We start from the raw sequence: 22,486 nt of genomic DNA, 5'->3' as shown, positions 1-22,486 counted from the left end.
TGTGGTTAAATTTTGTATCATAACAAGCCTTTAATTATAAATAAGTAACAAAGAAATTATATATAGTAATAAGCTATGTCTATAATAGTTAGTTTATATTATTAGTTAATATCATGCCTGTTGAAACACTGAAATATGCTTACTTCCCTGGCTGTGTTGCTCAAGGAGCTTGCCGGGAGCTTTACCAATCTACCCAAGTTCTTACTCAAGCTCTGGGAATAGAGTTAATAGAATTGAAAAAAGCTGCCTGTTGTGGATCTGGCACTTTTAAAGAGGATTCTCAACTACTAGAAGATACTGTTAATGCCCGTAACATAGCTTTGGCCGAAGAGCTAAATTTAGCCTTACTAACGCACTGTAGTACTTGTCAAGGGGTAATTGGTCATGTCGATGAACGTCTCAAGGAATCTCAACAAGTCAATCCTGACTATGTAGATCAAATTAATGGCCTCTTACAAAAACAGACTTGTTCTCCCTATCAAGGCAGCACAGAGGTCAAACATTTACTTCATGCCCTGGTTGCAGATTATGGTCTAGAAGAAATTCAACATCGTGTTGTCCGTAAACTCTCTGGCCTTAATTGTGCTGCGTTCTATGGTTGCTATCTACTAAGAGGTCAAACTAATTTGCCATTAGATGACCCCTATCAACCAGAATCTATGGAAAATGTATTTCGGGCTATTGGGGCGACTCCAATTTATTACCGAGGCCGGACTCAATGTTGTGGTTGGCCTCTTTCTAGTTATGCCACTAATCAAGCTTTTCAAATGGCCGGAACTCATGTGAGCAAAGCTATTGACAAAGGTGCTGATTGTATGGTAACGCCTTGCCCTTTGTGTCACTTAAATTTAGATTCTCGTCAACCAGAGGTAGAAAAAGTGATTGGACGTAAGTTAGGTTTACCAGTGTTACATTTACCTCAACTAATAGCTTTAGCTTTGGGCATTTCTCCAACAGAATTGGGTTTGGATCGTCATGTAGTTTCAACTCGTCCAGTATTAGAAAAGTTAGGACTTTGAATTATTTTGAAGAAGGAGTCAGGAGACAGGAGACAGGAGACAGAATGAATTTTATGGGAATTTAAGGAGTCAGAGGTAGGGACGTTAACGATAGTTATGCGAAGCAAACTGCGTTCGTCCCTATAATCAGAAATTTTTTTTGCTTTGGCCTGAGGAACTTGCTCCTGGCCTGAAACTTTTCAAGCAAATCCCCTAGTTGTTAATATTTACTTTTTCCTACAAATAAATTCGGAGGTGTGCTTCTCTACTCTGAAAAAGTTTGGTCATTCATCACTAATTTACCCGAACGTTGAGAAATTTTAAGTTTTTCAACAATGTTTATCAAGGATGAGAAGTGGTGCGGTAAACTAAGTCGAAGCATTCACTTCTAAAACTTGCTGTCTCATCTGCCTTTATGCAGGTACGGCAAAATCAATTTGTTGGGAGAATTTAATTCATGTCTCATTCAGTAAAAATTTATGATACTTGCATCGGTTGCACCCAGTGTGTTCGTGCTTGTCCATTAGACGTTCTAGAAATGGTACCTTGGGATGGTTGTAAGGCAGGCCAAATTGCTTCATCTCCTCGTACTGAAGATTGCATTGGTTGTAAGCGTTGTGAGACTGCTTGCCCTACTGACTTTTTGAGTGTCCGGGTTTACCTTGGCGCTGAAACTACTCGCAGTATGGGTCTCGCTTACTAATACTCTTTTCCCTCTATTGGTTTTTGATTTGAGATTTAATGGAGGGAGGGAAAATTTTAGATATAGCAGAAGAAAGAAGGAAGAAGAAAGAAGGAAGAAGAAAAAATCTTACATTTTCTGAGTTTTAAGCTTTTGATCTGTCCTAACCTTTCCTGCGATTGTTATAAGGTATAATAAATAAAAATTTTGTAGAGGGAATTAATAATTTTCCCTCTATTTTTTATTTAGTTTCTACAATTGTTACAGGAGTTTGGGAAGGTAAAATGATGGAAAAGCCTATTCTTAAATAGGTGTACTCTTGCAAAATATTGATTCAATGGCAATTCCATGACTTATCTCTTTTGTCAAGTTTGATCTTAAGAAATATGTTGATAAAACATAGCCGTTTAAGGGGATGAAAAAAATAAACTTTAGTATCAGGACTTACGCAAAAGCACTATGTATAGAGTACAGTAACTATTGGACAATAGTTTTGACCAGTATATATAGCGTATCTGCTTCATTAATGGATAATGGATAATTGATAATTGATAATTACCTCGGGTTTTAACCGCTACGGAATTGAATATAAGGAGATATTATTTCTTCTGTTGGTCGATTGGAGGACAGCGAGGAGACCTGCTCTTATCAGAGCCGCTCCGAAGATCGCCATCCCACCCTACGGGAAGCTACGAAGATCGACCGCTTTTTTTCCCCGATCAAGGGGAGGCTTCAAGGCGCGAATTATTTAATTATTAATTATTAATTATTAATAATTAGGTAAGTCCTAAGTATTTCAAGCCTCCCTATTGCACGAGTTACTGATAACTGATAACTGAAATGACACCCAATTTAAATGAAGTAATTAATTTTGTAGATAATACTACAAATTACAACAAGATTGCTTCAGCAATGAGAGAGCTTGTGGGTCAATTTATGCCAATTAAGGTCATCGAAGATTCTCCACCTTTTGCAGTTGCAAGGTTGGGGGTATTTTCCAGAGCAGGACAAGCACCAATAGTTGAAGAACTTGTAATGTACCTGCCTAATTCTCGTCATAGAGCTCATATTCATGATGAATCAGATGCAATTATCAAAATAATTACTGGAACTGGTGTTGTAGTTATTAACGGAAAGCCTATACCTTACCAAGCAGGTGATGTGCTTGATTTCCCAAAAAGTATTAGCCATGGTTTTGAGGTAGGAGATGAACCTACGCTTTTCCTATCTACTCAAACGCCTGGGATTATCAGAAGTGATGGGTCTGTAGACTTTAGATATGCAGATTGAAAAGAGAGTTCTGCTTCAAAGAAATAATTACCTAATATTATATTTGAAATATTCAGGTAAAAAAAAGTAGTGAAGATGGATTTACAAGAAGCTTTAGACAGATATCATGGTACTAAACTCAACCTTGATGAATTGAGCAAATATCAACAGTGGTCTTTCCGTTATTTCCATAATGAAGAATTTGTCTTGAACCCAAACCTTTCAGTAACTATACAGTTAGACTTGGTAAAACCTCGTGAGGTTTATGAAAGGTCTTTTCAAAGCACCCAAGGAGCATCTTTTCAAGGTTATCTTGTCTGGAATTTAGTTAAAGCTTTATCTCTGGAGTGGACTTTTTGTACCCGTAAAATTGATGGGGAATGGTATCTGTTTAAAAATCTTCCAGTTTTTTTCCCTATTGCTGTTGGTGGAGATAATAGGTTTAAAAATGTGATTATTAATGATGTTATTTCCATGGATTGGACAAAGTTTTGTAGGGTATACGAGACTCTATTGAAAACTGCAACATGGATACTGATTCTGTTCCTAGACTTATATGGGAGATTTCTCATTTTATTGGCAACCTACCTTACTTAAACTTTACATCATTTCAAATGCACAGTGAAGTTATGAAAACTGGTCGGTCTATATTTTACTTTGGACAACGCCACAATTTGTACCAAAGACAGACTGTTCCGTTAAGCATTACCTTCGACCATGCTAATTCAGATCCCTATGTGTTGAACAATCTCATGCAAACCTATCAAAATTTGTTGATAACAGTTTAATTTAACTAAGGGAAACAATTTTGAAAAAGGCAAGCAAAAGAATCAAAGAAAAAAATCAGTTATCCACTGAGGAAATAGAATTTGAGAGAGCAAATTTAGGCTCCCAGAGTATGGGAAACGAGAATCTCAACCAGCAAAACTCACCAGAAAATTTTCGCCCTCGTTTCCTGCGATTCACTGTTGTCAATATTCTTTCAGACATCATAGTTCCTCTGGCAGGTTTAGTAGATACAACATTTTTAGGACATTTGCCTAATATTCATCACTTAGCAGGAGTTTCTCTTGCTAGTGTAATTTTCAACTATCTTTACTGGAGTTGTCTTTTCCTATATGTGGGAACAACTGGACTCACAGCTCAAGCATCAGGACGTGGCGATCGCCATCAAGTTTTGCTGGTTTTACTACGCAACTGTTTGATAGCTTTACTTTTAGGAGTGCTGATACTGCTGTTGCAAAACCCGCTACAGAATATAGGATTTCACTTGCTCGCTGGCACTCCAGAAGTTAAAATCCTAGGTCAAAAATATTTTCAAGGCAGAATTTGGGATGCTCCTCCCACTTTGATTAACATGGTACTGATGGGTTGGTTTGTTGCACAACAACAAGGGAATAAAATTTTAGCAATGTCATTGGTTGTAGGTGGAACAAATATATTTTTTGATTACCTATTGATAGTGAATTGGGGATGGGGGAGTTTCGGTGCCGGGATAGCAACGGCAGCTAGTCAGTATCTGACTTTGGTTGTAGGAATAATATTCTTGCCTTGGGAAAACCTTCGGGCGTTAATTCCAAAAATATATCAAAAGATATTTCAACTACAGGAGCTGAAAACTACTTTTCAGCTAAAGGGAAACTTTTTTATTGCTACAGTTATATCTATATTGACCTATGTGATTTTCATCAACCTGAGCGCGAGTTTTGGCACTTTGATCTTACTGAGCAATAGCTTAATGTTTCAAATAGTTAGTATGTCAACTAATATACTTGGGGGATTAGCTTCAACAACGCAAGTTTTAGTGGGAAATTATTATGGTGCTGGAGTTAATCAAAAATTACTCCCTGTTCTGAAATTTTCTTTTCTGATTGGGTTCAGTTTAGTACTACCTATTGGCTCAATGTTTGTCTTATTTCCAGAGCAACTCTTTGGGGTATTCACAAATAATGCTGAAGTAATTGCTGTTGTTATTAATCAGGTTTTTTGGTTACTTCCACTACTTGTTTGTATGTCTATGGCTCATGTTTTGGATGGATATTTCAATGGTTTAAACAAAAGCTTGGTTGTTCTCAGAAGTAGAGCTGGCTCTTTAATTGGATTTTTGCTTGTAGCATTTATCCCTTGGCAATTAAATTCTTCTGCTCTTTTGTGGTTAGCTTTCTTATTGTTTATAGCTACAAGAGCCATAATATTAGGAATTAAGGTGTTCTTAAATAAGCAATCAGCAATCAGCAGTCAGCAGTAAATGTGCACGTTTGCCGAGCATTCCGCAACAGAAAGGGAATTTATATAATGTCCGGTTGAACAGTTATAAATAAATTACAGAGGAGTCAGGAGTCAGGAGTCAGGAGTCAGGAGTCAGGAGGTAAGAAAGAAGCAATAAAGAAGAAGAAAGTAAAGAATAAAGTAGACCACAGTAGGGGCGTTAGCGGAGCTTGGCGCTAGCCAATGGCCATTCGCCCTTACAGAGTGTTGGTTATGACGATGTGGTTTATCAACCTGAAAAGCGCTGTAATATCAAATCCGGTTAATTGCACATAGAATCCGGTTATATAATATCTGTTTATAATTTCTTAAATTACTTCAATATTAGACATCTCTTCCACGCATAGGGAGTAGGGAGTAGGGGGAAATAATTGATAATTTCTCTGGGATAATTGATTTGATTTTTTATTATTGGAGATGTCTATCTAATCTTTCCCACTCCCCCACTCTCCTACTCCCCTACTCTCAACTATATAGTAAGTATTCAACCGGATTTGATATAAAAGGGAGGGGGGATAGCAGAAAAATCAAGGGACAAATATATCCGACTATCTTCTAATTAATTCCTCGTTTTTCCTAACTACTCTCTACTCCCCCACTCCCCTACTCCCCTGCTCCCCTGCTCCCCTGCTCCCCTACTCCTAAACCCTAATTACTGCGATGTATCCAACCATTAATAGTAAAGCGACTGTCTGCAAAAGCTTGAGATGGGCAACTTACTGGCAAAACTTCGTGTAGATAACTACTGAAGAAAAAGACAATACTATTGTTTTTTGGTTCTATGGTTTTAAATGTATCAGCTTTTGAATAATATTTTCCCTGAATTTTACTGTCGTAAATTCTTAAATTTCCACCTGTAAATGCTTTGGGTTCTTGATAAAAATAGTAAACATAAGTAATAACTCTTGTATCAACAGGATATAGATTATCAACATGAGTTTTATAGAAGTTCCGGTCGTTATGAGCTGTTAACTGAGTTTCAAATTTACTAATTGAAAATTCCGGAACATTTAATTTTGTGAATACATATGGCAAAAATTCTTGAATTTTTTGAACAATTAATTCCTCGAATTTAGCAAAAGATTGTAATACTAAAGCACGTCGATTTTCCTGATTTTTAAACCTATTTGCGGCTGACTCATTCGATACTACTGCCGGGACAAAATCTGATTCTTTTGGCAACACATAATTCAATAATTGTTGATTTTCTGAATGGCTGAGGAAATTTTCTCTCAGTAAATAATCAGATTCTAAAATTTCTATTTGAGGAGTTGGGTCGGTGTTAATTTTGATATTCGGTTGAGTTTGTTGTATATTGATGTCAGCCATTTTGTACCTCCTGTGAAATTAGTAAATCAATAAAGATATTTCTTTATTGCTAGACTCAAGAGAGTTTGTGCCTATTTTATTTTAGCAGGGAACAGCGAACAGTTATAAATTCCATAAATTCTCAAAATTCAACCTTTTTTCCTCTTTGTTATTATTTTTTTTCCCTGTTCTCTTTGTTGTGACTATAGCAATATTTTATAAAATTGGTATTAGCGAAAAGCATTCATAAGTTTGAGTATAAAATTATGTTTCAAGTCTCTCCTTTAAAGGTAATAAAAAGCGGTCGTTCGCGACAGCGGAACGGAGTTCTCTCTTCGGAGCTTCCCGTAGGGTGGGATGGCGTACTTCGGAGCGGGTCTGTAAGAACGGGTCTCCTCGCCATATCAAATCGACCAAGAGAAAGAAAACTCAGTATTTCAACCCTTCTATTTTCAGTAGGATATACTGTTAATTTTTAATTTATAACTGATAACTGAAATGACTTTTTATCCATAACTAATTATTGCTCTGCTGATTAAATATAAAGGTCTTTACATATAAAAGTTTTAGCCTTTTTAAGTATCAAAAAGTGCGAGGTTTTAGGTGGTAATGGTTCAAAAATTTAGGATTTTGCTCAAGAGTTGGGCAGAAAAATCAAGGGACGATTCTTCTTACTATCTCCTCTATCATTCTCATTTCTCCTGTTTCCTGTCTCCTGTCTCCTACCCCTAACAAAAGACTTCCATCAGCAAACCCTAATTAGTACAATGTATCCAACCATTAACAGTAAAGCGACTGTCTACAAAAGCTTGAGACGGACAACTTATTGGCAAAACTTCGTGTAGATAACTACTGAGAAAAAATACAATACTATTGTTTTCTGGTTCTATGGTTTTAAATGTATCAGCTTTTGAATAATATTTTCCCTGAATTTTACTATCGTAAATTCTTAAGTTCCCACCTGTAAATGCTTTAGGTTCTTGATAACAATAGTAAACATAAGTGACTGTTCTCGTATCAATTCCAGGATGTTTATTATCAATATGAACTCGATAAAAATTCTGATCGTTATAAGCAGTTAACCGATTTTCAAATTTACCAATTGGAAATTCTGAAATATTTAATTTTGCAAATACATCTGGTAAAATTTCTTGAATTTTTTGAACAATTAATTCCTCGAATTGAGGGAAAAATTGCAATACTAAAGGACAATGTTGATTTTCATCAATATTTGACCTATTTGTGGTTGAATAATTTGATACTACAGTAGGTAAAAAATCTGATTTTTTTTGCAACGCATAATTAAATAATTGCTGATTTTCTGAATGGCTGAGGAAATTTTTTTTAAGCAAATAGTGAGATTCTAAAATTTCTGTTTGAGGAGTTGATTCGGGGTCATTTTTGATATTCGGTTGAGTCTTTTGTATATTGATATTAGCCACTTTCTACTTATTGTAAAATTAATCAATCAAGTTTTACGCAAAGACACTCTAAACTTAGTAAATTAAAACTATAACGTCTTAGATATTTCAACAATTAATAATTAATAATTACTTCTCCTTGAAAAGAAGAGAATTGACACTTAAGGAAAGTTTTTTCTTCTCTTGGTCCATTGGATATGGCGAGGAAACCTGCTCTTATCAGAGCCGCTCCGCTAACGCAATCCCAGCCTTCGGGAAGCTACGCTAACGACCGCTTTTTTCCTTTTTAAAGGAGAGGCTTTATACTTTAATTATTCGGTAATGTTTTCAGTTCAAAAATCCGGCGTTGCTGAATTAGGGAACTATATCTTAGGAGTCACTAGGCAGTTTTTTCCTGTTCCTGAGTCCAGAATAGATATGATTTGGTCGCCTTAATAAATCTTAAATTGGTGTTGCACAATAACAGATGATTTTGGATTGGAGAAAAGTTCAGAAGCAATTTTTTGCAGTATCATTCCATAATTTGCAACCTGCTTAAATTTACTAGAGCTACCAAATTGATCCTTAAAATCAGCAACACTTTGATAAAGAACTGAAAATGATGAATGTTACCGATCGCCACCAGATTGGTAATTTCCTACTGGAGCAGGAGGTCCTGGAGGACCGGGAATTCTCAATTCACCTTCTACTGGAGCAGGAGGTCCTGGAGGACCGGGAATTCTCAATTCACCTTCTACTGGAGCAGGAGGTCCTGGAGGACCGGGAATTCTCAATTCACCTTCTACTGGTGCGGGAGGTCCTGGAGGACCGGGAATTCTTAATTCACCTTCTACTGGAGCAGGAGGTCCTGGAGGACCAGGAACTTCCAAATCATCCTCTAGAAATGGGGTGAGCTTATCCAAAACTGTTAGTTGGACTATTTTTTAACTCCGTTTAGAATATTCGATTTAGAGAATTTTTGCGTTAACTATATCCCATTTTGTATTTCTGTCAAGATAAAACTTCAATATAGTAATATTAAGGAGTAAGGTAGGGGAGCAGTCAGATTTACGAGTTACAAGAGTCAGAATAATAAGTATTAGAGCGGACATCATATAATCCCCAGCTTTACTCAGATCGGAGAACTTGAGAATTGTCCTAACAAAACCTACAATTGCTATGGCAAAGAAAAACCTTACTCTCCTACGGGATAACTAACTTTGAGTAAGTATTATATATAGTCAAAGTTAGTCAGAATAAAAAATAAAATGTGTGGAATTGTTGGTTATATTGGTACGCAGTCAGCTACAGAAATTTTACTATCAGGACTAGAAAAACTAGAATATCGGGGTTATGATTCTGCCGGACTGGCCACTGTTTCGGAGGGGCAAATTAAATCTATTCGGTCTAAGGGTAAACTACACAACCTGCGGGAAAAATTGGCCGGAATAGAAATGCCAGCTAATATTGGTATTGGTCATACTCGTTGGGCAACTCATGGCAAACCGGAAGAATATAATGCTCATCCTCATACTGACGATACTGGACGAGTGGCAGTAGTTCAAAATGGGATTATTGAAAATTACCGGGAATTACGCAGAGAATTAGAAGGTCGGGGACATAAATTTATTTCTGATACTGATACGGAAGTTATCCCCCACTCGATCGCAGAATTTTTATCTAATTTTACTGAAAGCAACAGGGAAGCATTTTTAGAAGCGGTACGTCAGACTGTGAATAAACTGGATGGAGCATTTGCGATCGCTGTTGTTTGTGCAGACTATCCCAACGAACTTATTGTTGCTAGACAGCAAGCACCTCTATCTATTGGTTTAGGACAAGGAGAATTTTTCTGTGCTTCTGATACTCCTGCTCTTGTATCCCATACTCAAGTTGTTGTCAGTTTAGAAAATGGTGAAATAGCTCGTTTAACACCTCTAGGGGTAGAAATTTATAATTTTGCAGGCGAGCGCTTGAATAAAATACCCCGTATTCTTAACTGGAGTCCGATTTTAGTTGAGAAAAATATTTTTAAACATTTTATGCTCAAGGAAATTCACGAGCAACCAAATGTTATCCGGGGTTGTTTAGAAACTTATATTAATAGCGATTGGGATATTAATAACGATCGTGTTTCTCCGACTAATTTAGAATTATCCCCTGCTCTATATCAAGACTTAGAACAAGTTGAAATATTTGCCTGTGGTACGAGTTGGCACGCTAGTTTAATTGGGAAATATTTATTAGAACAATTAGCAGGAATTTCAACTACAGTTAATTATGCTTCTGAAGCTCGTTATGCACCTTCTCCTCTGAAAAAAAATACTCTAACAATTGGTGTTACTCAATCTGGAGAAACAGCAGATACTTTGGCAGCTTTGTCAATGGAACAACAACGACGTTTAGATAAACCAGCCGAATTTTCATCAAGGTTGCTAGGAATTACTAATCGCAGCGAAAGTTCTATTGCTAACTTAGTTCACCAAATTATTGATATTCGGGGAGGTCTTGAAATTGGTGTAGCTGCTACTAAAACATTTGTGGCACAGGTAATGGCGTTTTATTTATTAGCTCTAGAATTAGGCTGGCAAAAACAATATTTATCTGGTGAAGAAATTGCAGGAATTGTTAATGGTTTGCGACAGATACCTGCACAGATGGAACAGATATTAGAAGCTCAAGATAGCCAAATAGAAGATTTTGCTCACCAGTTTAATGATACTCAAGATTTTATCTTTGTGGGTCGAGGAATTAATTTTCCAATTGCTTTAGAAGGCGCTCTCAAACTGAAAGAAATTAGTTATATTCACGCTGAAGGATATCCCGCTGGTGAAATGAAACATGGTCCGATCGCTTTGTTGGATGATAAAGTGCCTGTAGTTGCGATCGCTATGCCTGGTTTAGTATATGAAAAGGTACTTTCTAATGCTCAGGAGGCTAAAGCGAGGGATGCACAGTTAATTGGGGTGACTCCTGAAAGTACGGAGGCGGATGTGTTTTATCATGTGTTGGCAGTGCCTGCTGTGGATGAGTTGTTGTCTCCAATGTTGACGGTTATTCCTTTGCAGTTGTTAGCTTATCATATTGCTGCTCATCGTGGTTTGGATGTCGATCAGCCGCGAAATTTAGCGAAGTCGGTGACAGTGGAGTAATATCGAATCTGCGGTATGGGAGTGTTGTGGTGAAATAATAAAGTTGTATAATTTACAATAAAGTTGTATCATTATCATAACTCAAAAGTGTCACTATGACACAAATTATATGGGTAGAAGTAAGTGAGAGTGGACACAAGCTAAATTTGAACGATTCCTCAAAGAAGGTCGCGCTCAAGGAAAAGGAAAAAACTACGTTCCTTGGATTCAGATTCACGACTTTCCTTCTCAGGGTCGTTCCCATAGAATACTAGGGTGGAAAACAGGTCGAGAACATCACTTACTATCAGATCGAGAGAAACAAACATTTTATATACATTGGTCAGATATCGTAACCGATATCAGAGAACAATACCCCAACCCCTCTCCTGCAAGGAGAGGGGATAGAGGTATTCCCCTTGCCTTCCCTTGCAGAGAAGGGGTTCGGGGGGTTAGGTTGTTTCCACCTGCCAAATCTCTTTCAGTTTAGCCAAAAGTTGTTTAGCTAACTTTTGAGTAGTACGCGGCACAGACTTAATTTCTGTCACAGGTTCTCCTACCTCATCTCTATCTCTGGTAGCAACAGCCATTCTTTCTTCCATAACTTTACCGACTGCGGGCAACTCACCCGCCAATACCTTTCCCCCTTTACCGCGCCAGTTACCCCCATCATCAGGAGATTGACGATAAATTGCCTCCAATGCTGCTGCCATCAAACCCAAAGATTTTTCCTGGGTTTCTACCTCCACAACATTACGAAATTCTACAGCTAAGGGGTCATCACTAAGCAAAAAATCCCTACCCGCTTCTAACTGCATTAAATAATCCAATAAGTTTTCAGCAGGTTGTAACATTTCCAGAGAAATATAGCCATCAGATTCAGTTAAATCGCTCAAACAAATAAATCCTAAAATATCTCCAAAATCCAAAGATTCATCAAAGCCAACTGCCACATAAACCAGTCGATTTTCTCTGACAAATTCAGGAATTAAAAAACTTATTTCTCCTGGTAAAACGCGCCGAAATTCTATTACTCCCAAATCGGGAATAATTACATCAGCCACATCCTCAGCTATCCGCCAAAGAGGATTAAAACAGTCAGCATTTTCTAAGTTTGTGTCAAAATCTAAGCCATTGAGAAAATCTCGCCCGATATATACTGCCAGAGTATTTAGATAAACTTCTTTTGCCCGTTTTTGAGAAATTTGTTGTTGAGCAAATTGTTCAGCTATAGCATGACTTTCTGGAGATAACGGAATTCTAAAAATCAAGGATTTGGTGAGACTATTCATAGTTGAAGTTAATAATTATAGATTGATAATTCATTCAAAAAAGGTATAGATAGGGAGGTTCCATAGAACTATAGAGTGGAATATTAAGCCTGATTGCTGATTCACTTATTCAGCATTATTTTCTGCAATAATTTGCTCTATACATTTAAGGCATTTATTCTTCCAATTTCGATTAACAGTAGATTGATTAACACCTATTTTATTAGCAATTTCTGTCTCTGTATAACCTTGACATTTCAGCAGTAAAAATTCCCAGCAGTCAACTTTTTTAGTACAGTTGCGTAACTTATCTATAGAACCACCAAAAATAGGTAACTTATCTATAGTTTCCTGAGAAAGATCGCCTAGGTTAAAATTATCTAAATCGTTTAAGTTCTTATGGTCTTTTATCTTCTCACCCACCGTTGAATATTCTTGACCATCAACATCATTTTTCCGTTGGTCTAAACTGACAATAATCTGCCCATCAACTTGACTTTTGCTTTGCCATTGACGATATAAATTGCAAGCTGTATTGTAGTGAGAACGATTAAAGTAACAAATGAAGAGATTACCAAGCTGATCATCAGAAATATTATCTAGTTGATCGAGAGTAATTTGATTTCTCTTACAAAAATTTGTAAGAATTTTGTCAAACTTTAAGAATGTTTCCTGTAGAGAATTATCATAAAACTCATTTGAGTCATCAAAATTAGTCTGAGAAAAACTCTTCTTAACTACCAGACCAATTTTCGGATGTTGCCAGAGCCATGTTGACAACTTATTTCTGGCTTTATTACGAGTATCAGATTCATCACTAAGGAAATCCTTAAATAACTGAATCAAGTCTTCCGGTTTTCGATTCATTGCCTGTTGCTGTTGACTTTTTAATGGTGCTTTTATCATATTAATACTAAAATTTAAGGATAAAAAAAGCAAAAATTAGGCCACATAAATTATCTTGTGTGCCTTTAGTAATTACTTCTGTGATTCGATGCCAAAAAACGCAGTTTTGGAAAAATCTCAAATTTCGTAGCTCATATTTCAGGGACGTTCTATGGAAATCTCTGTAATTTAGCAATATTCCCGCCAGCTTTTAGGCTATTATTTATGACCAAATTTTCAAAAGATTGTTGAGTCATTTCTAGCTTTACTCCTAATTTATTTGTTCTAGTGACTTAACTATTTGAAGGGAAGGAAATTATGCGGTTATTCAAATTTTTTTTGTTGATATTAGTTGAATAGGGAACAGCGGTGCGACCCCGCGTCGGCAGCAGACACACTTGGTAGCGCACTATTTTTCGGGAAAAGTGGCAAAAAAATAGGACTGTATTTGATTAATTATCAATCTATGTCAAACACCAACTCATTTTTTGCTATAGCGCTGTGCGCAGGCAACAGACAATAGGCAACAGCTCCGGAAGGGGAAATAAAAAGCTGATAATATAAGATTTTAGCTATTGGACACCTCCTGTGATTTGTAAATATGCCAGCGCACATTGCTATATATCCCACATTCCGCACCACAAAATGTAGCAACCGAAGAAGGAGTCAGGAGACAGCTATACTGGAGACAGAATTTTAGAAGAAAATTATAGTTGCCGTGATTGAGTCATCATCAGAGCAAGTATTTATGCGTAAATTTTTTACTAGGAAGATCGATGAACGAAAAAAGTATTGAGATGATTTGCATAGTATAAATACCTACCAAGCTACAGATTCATATACTACTTTTAATGATACGCTCTTGAAGTTCCGAATGTGGGATATATGATGAGATTTCTTCAGTTAGTGAGTGAGAAATTAACCTATTTAGATTTACCAACCCCACCCCTAGCTCTCAATGAGTATTTATATATCTGAAAATTTCCCCATTTTCCCATCTCTCCATCCCACACCTTTAAATCACCTAAATTTTCATTTTGTGGAGCTTAAAAAAAATCAAGAGAGTTCAGATAGGTTGCATCCGGGAAAAAAAACGTGAAAGTATAAATATACTAGGGTTTGTTCGACCCTACACCTGACTTTTTATTCAACGCAAAAAAAAGAGACTTTTAGACAAAAAGAGCGATCGCTGAGAGTAGTAAGTGAAAGTTTAGTCATTTTGTGAAGCTCAAAAAAAACTCCTAGGTAAAAGAGCGATCGCCTTCTCTTCCCAAAAAAATCGTGATACTATAGATACATTAGGGGTTGTTCGTACCTACGCATGACTTTTTATTCAACCAAAAAACATTTCTTCAGCTATGAGAAATATTGTGCGATAGCATACGCTGAACTGGAGGTGATCGCTGAGAGTAGTAAGTGAAAGTTTAGTCATTTTATGAAGCTCAAAAAAATCGAGAAAGTAAGGTAGGTTGCATTCGGAAAAAACCGTGATAGTGTAAATATAATGGTTGTCGTTAACCTCAAGACATGACTTTTTATTTAACACAAAAAAAGATACTTTTAGACAAAAAGAGCGATTGCGTACGCTTAACGGAAGGTTATCGCCATCCCTCCTCAACTAATAAATAATTAAATTAACTCCAACGTTGTAGTTATTAGGAAAGACAAAAGCAAAATTTCAAGCTTTCAACCTTCCCTTTCCTATTATTTCAACCAAGGACGAGTAATTTCTTCTAACTGATTAAATTCTTCTTGACTCATCTCCCAACCAATAGCTCCTACATTTTGTCGAACTTGTTCAGAATTTTTACAACCAGCAATAGGAATCACACTATCTTGAAAAACCAACCAATTCAGGGCAACCTGAGCCAGAGTTTTGTCATATTTTTCACCAATTTGTTTTAACAAAGACATCACAGGAGTAATTTTTTCCAAACCCTTTCTTTGAAAACGAGAGTCAAATTGACGAGCACCAGTCGGCGGTTTTTCCACAGTATATTTCCCAGTTAATAAACCTTGAGCCAAAGGACTATAAGCTAAAATTGTCACCCCTAATTCTTTAGCAGTATCCAAAATTCCTTTAGCTTCAATTTGTCGAGAAAGCAGAGAATATCTCACCTGATTAGTTGCTAAAATTACCCCTCGTTTTTCCAGAATTGCATGAGCTTGACGCATCTCTTCCGCCGAATAATTACTAACACCAACCGCTTCAACTCTACCCTGTTTTACTTCATCAGCCAAAGCATTTAATAAAGTTTCCTGACTCATAAAAAAAGTAAAGGGCCAATGTACTTGATAAAGAGTAACTTTCGGCAACATTAATCGTTTCAAACTAGCAGTAACAGCATCAGCAACAGACTCTGGAAAAAAACGCCAAGGAACAGGACCATATTTAGTCGCAATTTGCACAGTTTGTTCAGTTTTTTGCATAAATTTTCCCAGCAATTCTTCTGATAAACCATTGCCATAAACTTCAGCAGTATCAAAGAAATTTATCCCTGCTTCTAAGGAAGTTTGAAAAGCAGCTTCTACTTCATTAGCTCCATAATTACTGCCATAATTCCAAAAAAATTTATCCCCCCATGCCCAAGTGCCAATACAAATGGGATTAACAGTTATTCCTGTTTTACCTAAAGTAGTTGTTGCCATGTTCAAAAAAATCCTAATTAGTGTATAATGCTCAAAGCCAGACTAACAATTTTTAGTTAAGTTTTAATCTAGATAGATGTTAATGTACCAAAAAATAATTCAGTTGTCAGTCTTCAGAATTGAAAATAAAATTCAGTAATGCTTATGTATGAATAACAGGGTTTAAAAGCCATTAAGTTATAAAATTGATAGTTTTCAATTAGTTCATAGCAAACAATCCCAGAATAATTATTTTGTCTTCTAGTTTGGTAAGCATTCAGCCATCAGCTATCAGCCATCAGCTATTGCTTTTAGTTTTAGATAAAAGCTTTACTAATTGAGTCAGAATTTATACTTACTATAAAAGCTGGCTAAAACAGTCTATATCCATTAAAATCCTCTGCTTTTGCTCAGAGGTTACAACTAATAGCTGTTTGCGCAGTATTCCGCAGGAAATGCTTACCTAGTTTGTGGCAACTGACCCAAAAAATCAGGTTTCAAACCTCCCTTTTTAAGAGGATAAAACAGAAAATTTTGCATCTTCTCGCCTCCCTATGATAGGAGGTACTAAAAAAGGAGGCTATAGCAATCATAAATCATTAGACATCTCCTCCAAAAGAGGGAGTAGGGAGTAGGGAGAAATAATTGATAATTTATGTACGATAATTGATTTGATTTTTTATTATTAGAGATGTCTATTTGTAAAAAATGTAAGGATATATAAAAAGTCTGAAACTTTTACCCCTATTTCCTGTTCCCTGTTCCCTAAATTCAAAGATTTTTTTACCCGCAACTGAAATAGGATTACTATATCAGTTATAGCAAGAAAGGAGTTGGTTAGGACATAGATTGATGATGAATCTCAGACAGAGAAAAGCTTTTGCAACTGTTCCCTGTTCCCTGTTCCCTGCTATAACTGAATTTACTCCTTATTCAATACTTAATAATAATATAGTTATGACAATAAAAGATTCTTCCAGCCCACTCAAATTTATCAAATTAATCCAAGAAAACTTTCTATTTTTTAGATTAGGTTTATATCAAATGGGGTTAGGAACAATGTCAGTTTTAACACTTGGAGTTTTGAACCGAGTGATGATTACTGAATTAACAATTCCTGCCACAATCGTAGCATTTACTTTGTCATTATATCAATTTATGGCACCAGCAAGAGTTTGGTTTGGTCAAATGTCTGATGTTAAACCTTTGTTTGGTCAACACCGTACAGGTTATATGTGGATAGGGGCAGTTTTGTTTACTTTAACTGCTTTTATTGCTGTACAAGTTATGTGGCAGGTTGGTGATAGTTTACAAGTGAATGGTTGGACGAATCCCACATTTTTTTGGATAGGAATGTTGGGTTTAATGTTTATAATTTATGGTTTGGCTTTAAGTGCAAGTTCTACACCTTTTGCTGCATTATTAGTAGATATTTCTGATGAAGATAATCGTTCTAAAGTTGTCGGTATAGTTTGGTCGATGTTGATGGTAGGAATTATTATTGGAGCAATTACCAGTAGTATTTTACTTAAACAAGTTGGTGTGGGGGCACCATTAGAAACTGTTAAGGCATCTGTTAATAGTTTGTTTATTAAAGTGCCGGCAATTGTGTTAATTTTTGCTTTTATTGCCACAGTGGGAGTTGAACAAAAACACTCTCGTTATCGCAGTCGTTCAACTATTGCTAATCGGGAAGATAAAGTTACTCTAAGAACAACTTTAAAAGTTCTAAGAGCTAGTCGTCAAACAGGTTTATTTTTTACATTTGTATTTGTACTAGTTATTAGTTTATTTATGCAGGATGCGGTTTTAGAACCCTATGGTGGAGAGATATTTTCTATGGCAATTTCTGAAACTACAAGATTGAATGCTGTATCAGGTATGGGAACTTTAATCGGATTAGGTACAACAGGATTTTTAGTAGTACCAAGATTGGGTAAGAAAAATTCTCTAAAAGTGGGATGTGTAGCCACAACAATTAGTTTTATCTTGATAGTTATGTCGGGGTTGACTGGCAACCCTTCTTTATTTAAGGGAGCTTTATTTTTATATGGTTTAGCTGCTGGTTTAACTACTACTGCTTCTCTAAGTTTAATGTTAGATTTAACCGTAGCAGAAACAGCAGGAACTTTTATTGGTGCCTGGGGATTAGCTCAAGCAATGGCAAGAGGATTATCTACAGTTATTGGTGGTGCGACTTTAGATTTAGGTAGACTTTTCTTTAATATTCCAATGCTTGCTTATGGCTTAGTTTTTCTCATGGCAGGAATAGGAATGATACTATCGATTTTTCTGTTAAATCGAGTCAATGTACGAGAATTTCAAGATAATTCAAAACAAGCGATCGCTACTATTTTAGAAGGAGAATTGGATTAATTAATTAATTATTAATTATTAATAATTAATAATTAGGGTTTGCTGAAAAAGTCTTTTAGTTAGGAGTAGGAGACAGGAGAAATAGGAATGAGCGAGGAGGTTTGAAGAAGAATTCAGTATACAGGATTATGGAGAGAAATTAGGTTGGGGTTTAATTAAGAAGAGTCGCAATTTTTCCGTATCTCCATCATTTTTTCTATATCTCTATCATTTTTTATTTTCTTACTCCCTACTTCTTACAAATAAATTGACCGATGAAATTTCCTCAAGTAATTCTGATTAACCACAATCTAGATGTTAGGTTGTAGGTCAAGAAATTATTTGGGGATAGGTGGCAAAAACTCAGTTTTGAACAAGAAGTCAAAATACAGGAGTCTGGAGAGAAATTAGGTTGGGGTTTGATTAACAAGAGTGGCAATTTTTAATTATCCCTATCATCTTTTATTTTCTTACTTCCTACTTCTTACAAATAAATTGACCGATGAAATTTCCTCAAGTATCCTGATTAACCAGAATTTAGGTATGAGGTTGTAGGTCAAGAAATTATTTGGGGATAGGTGGTAAAAACTCAGTTTTGAACAAGAAGTCAAAATACAGGAGTCTAGGGAGAAATTAGGTTGGGGTTTGATTAACAAGAGTGGCAATTTTTAATTATCCCTATCATCTTTTATTTTCTTACTCCCTACTTCTTACAAATAAATTGACCGATGAAATTTCCTCAAGTAATTCTGATTAACCACAATCTAGATGTTAGGTTGTAGGTCAAGAAATTATTTGGGGATAGGTGGTAAAAACTCAGTTTTGAACAAGAAGTCAAAATACAGGAGTCTAGGGAGAAATTAGATTGGGGTTTGATTAACAAGAGTGACATTTTTTCATTATCCCTATCATCTTTTATTTTCTTACTCCCTACTTATGACTTGTTAGTTATTACAGATAAATTGACCGATAAAAATTACTCAAGTAATCCTGATTAACCATAATCTAGATATGTCTGATTTCTTAAAGCTTCTCTAGCCTCGCAACTTGATATAATCAATTTATAGAATGAAAAAAGGAGTAATACGAATGGTTGGTTATAACCCTGAATTCTTAGGTACAGACTTTCCGTTACCAATGCCTAGTTTTTCCCCAAATCTAGTTGGTAACGTTTTGAGAAAACCAGAGCTGCGAGACGATATATATGTAGATTATATTAACTTTACTATCATTATGAATCGCGTGCGACGTTCGCCACTCGTAACAGCTCTCAATATTGACCAAAATCTGCTCAAAAAAGTGCAACGGAAGCGTGGATGGGATATTGATACTCGTGTAGGTTTTGAGTATCAATTAGACAACGATTATTATGCTAACAACTATTGGGATAGAGGACATTTAGCGAGAAGAGCGAGCGCTGCTTGGGGTAATTCCAAACAGGAGGCAAGAAGAGCTTCTGATGCAACTTTTTTCTTTACCAATGCTGCATTGCAACATGAGAATTTCAATCAAGATGAATGGCTAGCTTTAGAGGATTGGGTCAGGAATTTGACTCTCGATCAGAACGGTTTAATCACAGAATTTACTGGTCCCATTTACGGCGATTTTGGTAGAACAATTACTCCTTCTGGTCGTCAACCTGCGGTAGTCCCTTCTGGATTTTTCAAAATTGTATGTTTCATTAACGGACAAACACAGGAATTAGATGTGCGAGCATTTATCATGTGGCAAGATGCAGATGCTCTGAGAGATAAACGAGGAAAAGAGCTTTTTGACTTTCAACGCTATCAAGTCACGGTATCAGAGATTGAAGAGTTAACAGGATTATTTTTTGACGACAAAATCTATGAAAAAAATCCTCTCCTGTTTAATGAAAATGAGGGAGCAAAAGAGAAATTACATATAGATAGTTTTCCGGAGCGTATCCTTGTAGATGAACCAGAAGAAATGATTTCTCAGGAGACAAAACGACAAGATATCGGTGAAGAATTACCAGTTTATATTGCTGCTGCGATGGTGAATCCAAAAGGAGACGAACGTCAAAATGAATGGGTTTCCGTTATCAATCTGTCCCCAGATGAAATTGATTTAACAGGTTGGACACTATCAGATATGAAGCGGGTTCCTCTTGAGTTGGATACAGTTTTGACAGGAGAGCAACGGATACTAAAACCGGGAGAAGCGAGGCAAATTAAACCTTTAAATCCGTTGGCGCTTTCTAATAAAGGAAGTACGATTGCTCTTTATCAACCAATGGAAGGAAGCGAAAGAGGTTTGCGCATTGACCGAGTTTATTATAGTCAAAAACAAGCTAGTGTAGAGGGGGTGCCAATTGTGTTTTCCTATCAAAGAAAAAACAAATCTTAACTTTCTTTTTACACATATAGCGCTGTGCGTAGGCAACAGGCAACAGGCAACAGCTCATCTGGGGAAATAAATTGCTGATAATATAAGACTTTTAGCTATTTTGCCCCTCCTGCAATTTGCAAATATACCAGCGCTCATTGCTATATAGCAATCCTAAATAGGTCGTGACAAATCAAAAAGTAAATCAAAAAACTGAAACTCTTATCTGTTCCCTGTTCCCTGTTCCCAGTTAAGTGTTCCCTAAAAAGCAGTAAGATTTTTGACACGAATAAAATAGGATTGCTATAGATGTTGCATTCCACATTCCATAATCAGATATAGCAATTTCTTGTCCGTCAAATACTTCAATAATTTCACCCATATACTACTCCTTAATATCTTTGATTTAATCCAAGATCATGGATTTTGTCTAAAACTCAACAATAATCTGTCGTCGTTCAAATATTCTACTTTTACTTCTTTTCCTAGTAGGGGATAGGTGGCAAAAGCTCAGTTTTGAAGAAGAAATCAAAATACAGGGATGAAAATTTCTCAACTCATCCCGAACGTCCATAATATTTTCCTCCTGAGTTCCTAGTTATTGCTGGTTACTTCTTGGGGATAAATTTAGGGATAATCCATTTTTTGACCGACTTTAATTCTTTCCACACCAGAATAAATATTAAACTTTTTTCCCCGCAAAAATCCGACTAAAGTAATATTAAATTCCCTAGCTATTTCTACCGCTAAACTACTAGGCGCAGAAACAGCACAAACTATCGGCACACCTACAGTTATACATTTTTGTATAATCTCAAAACTCGACCGCCCACTCACCATAACAATATGATTATTTAAAGGTAATATATCTGCTAAAAATTCCGACCCTATCAACTTATCTAAAGCATTGTGTCTACCCACATCTTCTCGCAATTTCAACAATTCTCCTTGAGTATCAAATAAAGCAGCAGCGTGTAAACCACCAGTAGATTTAAACACCCTTTGAGCATTACTTAATTTCTCAGGCAAACTATAAATAACTTCCCCTGGAACTTCAGATTTTAAAGGAATAGCTGAAAAACCTTTAATATGCAGAGATTCTATACTTGCTTTACCACAAATTCCACAAGCACTAGAGGAAAAAAAATGTCTTTCTAAGGTTTTTAAGTTTGGTTTTAATTCAGACTTAAGAGTGACATTAACAATATTTTGGAGTTGTTCCCCATCAATTTCTGGGTCTACACAATAACTAATTTTTTCAATATCTTCACGATTTTTGATAATTCCTTCACTATAGAGAAATCCTGCTGCTAAATCAAAATCATTTCCTGGAGTCCGCATCGTAACTGCTATAGTTTGTTTCGGAAAAGTCAGACGAATTTCTAAAGGTTCTTCTGTTACTAATTGGTCGTAACGAGTGAAAGAAATTTGATTTTCTACGACTAAAATTTGTACTTTAGTTTTACTACGAGGAGAATTGTTCATATTTCAAGAAGGAAAGTAAGTATCAGGAGTCTGGATTGAGAAATAATTGAGATTAGATTGACTCCCCTTAATTAAGTAGGGTTTGCTGAAAAAGTCTTTTTCAGTCGTTTAGACTAGACAACTAAAGTAGTGTTGTGTTATTATTACTCACAATAAATTTTCCAACCACCATTTCAAATGTACTCTTGTCAGCAAGTTTTAGTAGGTAAAAATCCCGAATTAATTGCTATTTTAACATTCTTGTGTGAACAGTCTCACAAGCTCACTAACATGGGAATATATTATGGTCGGCAATTATTTTTTAAGTCTCACAAAACTCTCGGCAAGTTTGACTTGGAAAAGGTCTACAAAAAGAACTATCATTACAAAGTTTTACATTCTCAAGCAGCACAACAAATATTGAGAACTGTAGCTGAATCATTTCGCTCTTATTATGGTCTAATAAAAGCCTATAGTTCAG

At 36.1% G+C, this 22,486-nt stretch carries 17 protein-coding genes and 1 pseudogene; 10 read left to right on the top strand and 8 right to left on the bottom strand.

The window, feature by feature from the left end; translation table 11 throughout:
* The first annotated feature begins 113 nt into the window (after nt 1-113).
* The 6 genes from F6K18_RS21320 to F6K18_RS21295 all read left to right on the top strand — a co-directional run bounded on the left by F6K18_RS21320 (nt 114) and on the right by F6K18_RS21295 (nt 5,197).
* Nucleotides 114-1,019, top strand: a complete 906-nt coding sequence (locus F6K18_RS21320; RefSeq protein WP_287523792.1) for a CoB--CoM heterodisulfide reductase iron-sulfur subunit B family protein — start codon at nt 114-116, stop codon at nt 1,017-1,019.
* 436 nt (nt 1,020-1,455) lie between these two features.
* Nucleotides 1,456-1,701, top strand: a complete 246-nt coding sequence (psaC, locus tag F6K18_RS21315; RefSeq protein ID WP_006616272.1) for a photosystem I iron-sulfur center protein PsaC — start codon at nt 1,456-1,458, stop codon at nt 1,699-1,701.
* A gap of 819 nt (nt 1,702-2,520) precedes the next feature.
* Nucleotides 2,521-2,970, top strand: coding sequence for a cupin domain-containing protein (locus F6K18_RS21310; protein ID WP_287523790.1), 450 nt, complete (start codon nt 2,521-2,523; stop codon nt 2,968-2,970).
* A 69-nt stretch (nt 2,971-3,039) separates the two neighbouring features.
* Nucleotides 3,040-3,546, top strand: coding sequence for a hypothetical protein (locus F6K18_RS21305; protein ID WP_287523788.1), 507 nt, complete (start codon nt 3,040-3,042; stop codon nt 3,544-3,546).
* A 32-nt stretch (nt 3,547-3,578) separates the two neighbouring features.
* Complete coding sequence (locus tag F6K18_RS21300; RefSeq protein ID WP_287523787.1) at nt 3,579-3,737, top strand: hypothetical protein; 159 nt, start codon at nt 3,579-3,581, stop codon at nt 3,735-3,737.
* A 20-nt stretch (nt 3,738-3,757) separates the two neighbouring features.
* Nucleotides 3,758-5,197 (top strand): MATE family efflux transporter, encoded by a 1,440-nt coding sequence (locus F6K18_RS21295; protein WP_287523785.1) that lies wholly within the window; start codon nt 3,758-3,760, stop codon nt 5,195-5,197.
* Between the two features lie 668 nt (nt 5,198-5,865).
* On the opposite strand, the gene F6K18_RS21290 is transcribed toward F6K18_RS21295, so the two are convergent.
* From F6K18_RS21290 to F6K18_RS21280, 3 genes are all read right to left on the bottom strand, one after another.
* A complete protein-coding gene (locus tag F6K18_RS21290) occupies nt 5,866-6,546 on the bottom strand; it encodes a 2OG-Fe(II) oxygenase (protein WP_287523783.1) in 681 nt (226 codons plus the stop codon).
* A gap of 734 nt (nt 6,547-7,280) precedes the next feature.
* A complete protein-coding gene (locus F6K18_RS21285) occupies nt 7,281-7,967 on the bottom strand; it encodes a 2OG-Fe(II) oxygenase (protein WP_287523781.1) in 687 nt (228 codons plus the stop codon).
* A gap of 587 nt (nt 7,968-8,554) precedes the next feature.
* A complete protein-coding gene (locus F6K18_RS21280) occupies nt 8,555-8,848 on the bottom strand; it encodes a hypothetical protein (protein ID WP_287523779.1) in 294 nt (97 codons plus the stop codon).
* Between the two features lie 345 nt (nt 8,849-9,193).
* On the opposite strand from F6K18_RS21280, the gene glmS reads away from it, so the two are divergent.
* Entirely contained in the window at nt 9,194-11,077 is a 1,884-nt protein-coding gene (gene glmS / locus F6K18_RS21275) for a glutamine--fructose-6-phosphate transaminase (isomerizing) (RefSeq protein ID WP_287523778.1), read from the top strand.
* Between the two features lie 431 nt (nt 11,078-11,508).
* Here the strand turns inward: glmS and F6K18_RS21270 are convergent, their stop codons facing one another.
* From F6K18_RS21270 to F6K18_RS21260, 3 genes are all read right to left on the bottom strand, one after another.
* Nucleotides 11,509-12,348, bottom strand: coding sequence for a DUF1822 family protein (locus F6K18_RS21270; protein WP_287523776.1), 840 nt, complete (start codon nt 12,346-12,348; stop codon nt 11,509-11,511).
* A gap of 105 nt (nt 12,349-12,453) precedes the next feature.
* Nucleotides 12,454-13,233, bottom strand: coding sequence for a hypothetical protein (locus F6K18_RS21265; protein WP_287523773.1), 780 nt, complete (start codon nt 13,231-13,233; stop codon nt 12,454-12,456).
* 1,683 nt (nt 13,234-14,916) lie between these two features.
* Entirely contained in the window at nt 14,917-15,861 is a 945-nt protein-coding gene (locus F6K18_RS21260) for an aldo/keto reductase (RefSeq protein WP_287523771.1), read from the bottom strand.
* A 936-nt stretch (nt 15,862-16,797) separates the two neighbouring features.
* Between F6K18_RS21260 and F6K18_RS21255 the strand changes: the two genes are divergently transcribed.
* Together F6K18_RS21255 and F6K18_RS21250 are read left to right on the top strand one after the other, a co-directional pair.
* Nucleotides 16,798-18,216 (top strand): BCD family MFS transporter, encoded by a 1,419-nt coding sequence (locus F6K18_RS21255; RefSeq protein WP_287523770.1) that lies wholly within the window; start codon nt 16,798-16,800, stop codon nt 18,214-18,216.
* A gap of 1,068 nt (nt 18,217-19,284) precedes the next feature.
* Complete coding sequence (locus F6K18_RS21250; RefSeq protein WP_287523767.1) at nt 19,285-20,562, top strand: DNA/RNA non-specific endonuclease; 1,278 nt, start codon at nt 19,285-19,287, stop codon at nt 20,560-20,562.
* Nucleotides 20,563-20,791: 229 nt separating this feature from the next.
* Here F6K18_RS21250 and F6K18_RS21245 read toward each other — a convergent pair whose 3' ends face one another.
* Both F6K18_RS21245 and fdhD read right to left on the bottom strand, forming a co-directional pair.
* Nucleotides 20,792-20,923, bottom strand: coding sequence for a hypothetical protein (locus F6K18_RS21245; RefSeq protein ID WP_287284703.1), 132 nt, complete (start codon nt 20,921-20,923; stop codon nt 20,792-20,794).
* 245 nt (nt 20,924-21,168) lie between these two features.
* Nucleotides 21,169-22,026, bottom strand: a complete 858-nt coding sequence (gene fdhD, locus F6K18_RS21240) for a formate dehydrogenase accessory sulfurtransferase FdhD (RefSeq protein ID WP_287523765.1) — start codon at nt 22,024-22,026, stop codon at nt 21,169-21,171.
* A 177-nt stretch (nt 22,027-22,203) separates the two neighbouring features.
* Here fdhD and F6K18_RS21235 point away from each other — a divergent pair.
* Nucleotides 22,204-22,486 (top strand): annotated as a pseudogene (locus F6K18_RS21235) (RNA-guided endonuclease TnpB family protein); the annotation flags it as partial.

The organism is Okeania sp. SIO2C2 (genome assembly GCF_010692625.1).
Taxonomy (GTDB): domain Bacteria; phylum Cyanobacteriota; class Cyanobacteriia; order Cyanobacteriales; family Microcoleaceae; genus Okeania; species Okeania hirsuta.
This window is presented reverse-complemented; position numbering and strand designations above follow the sequence as displayed.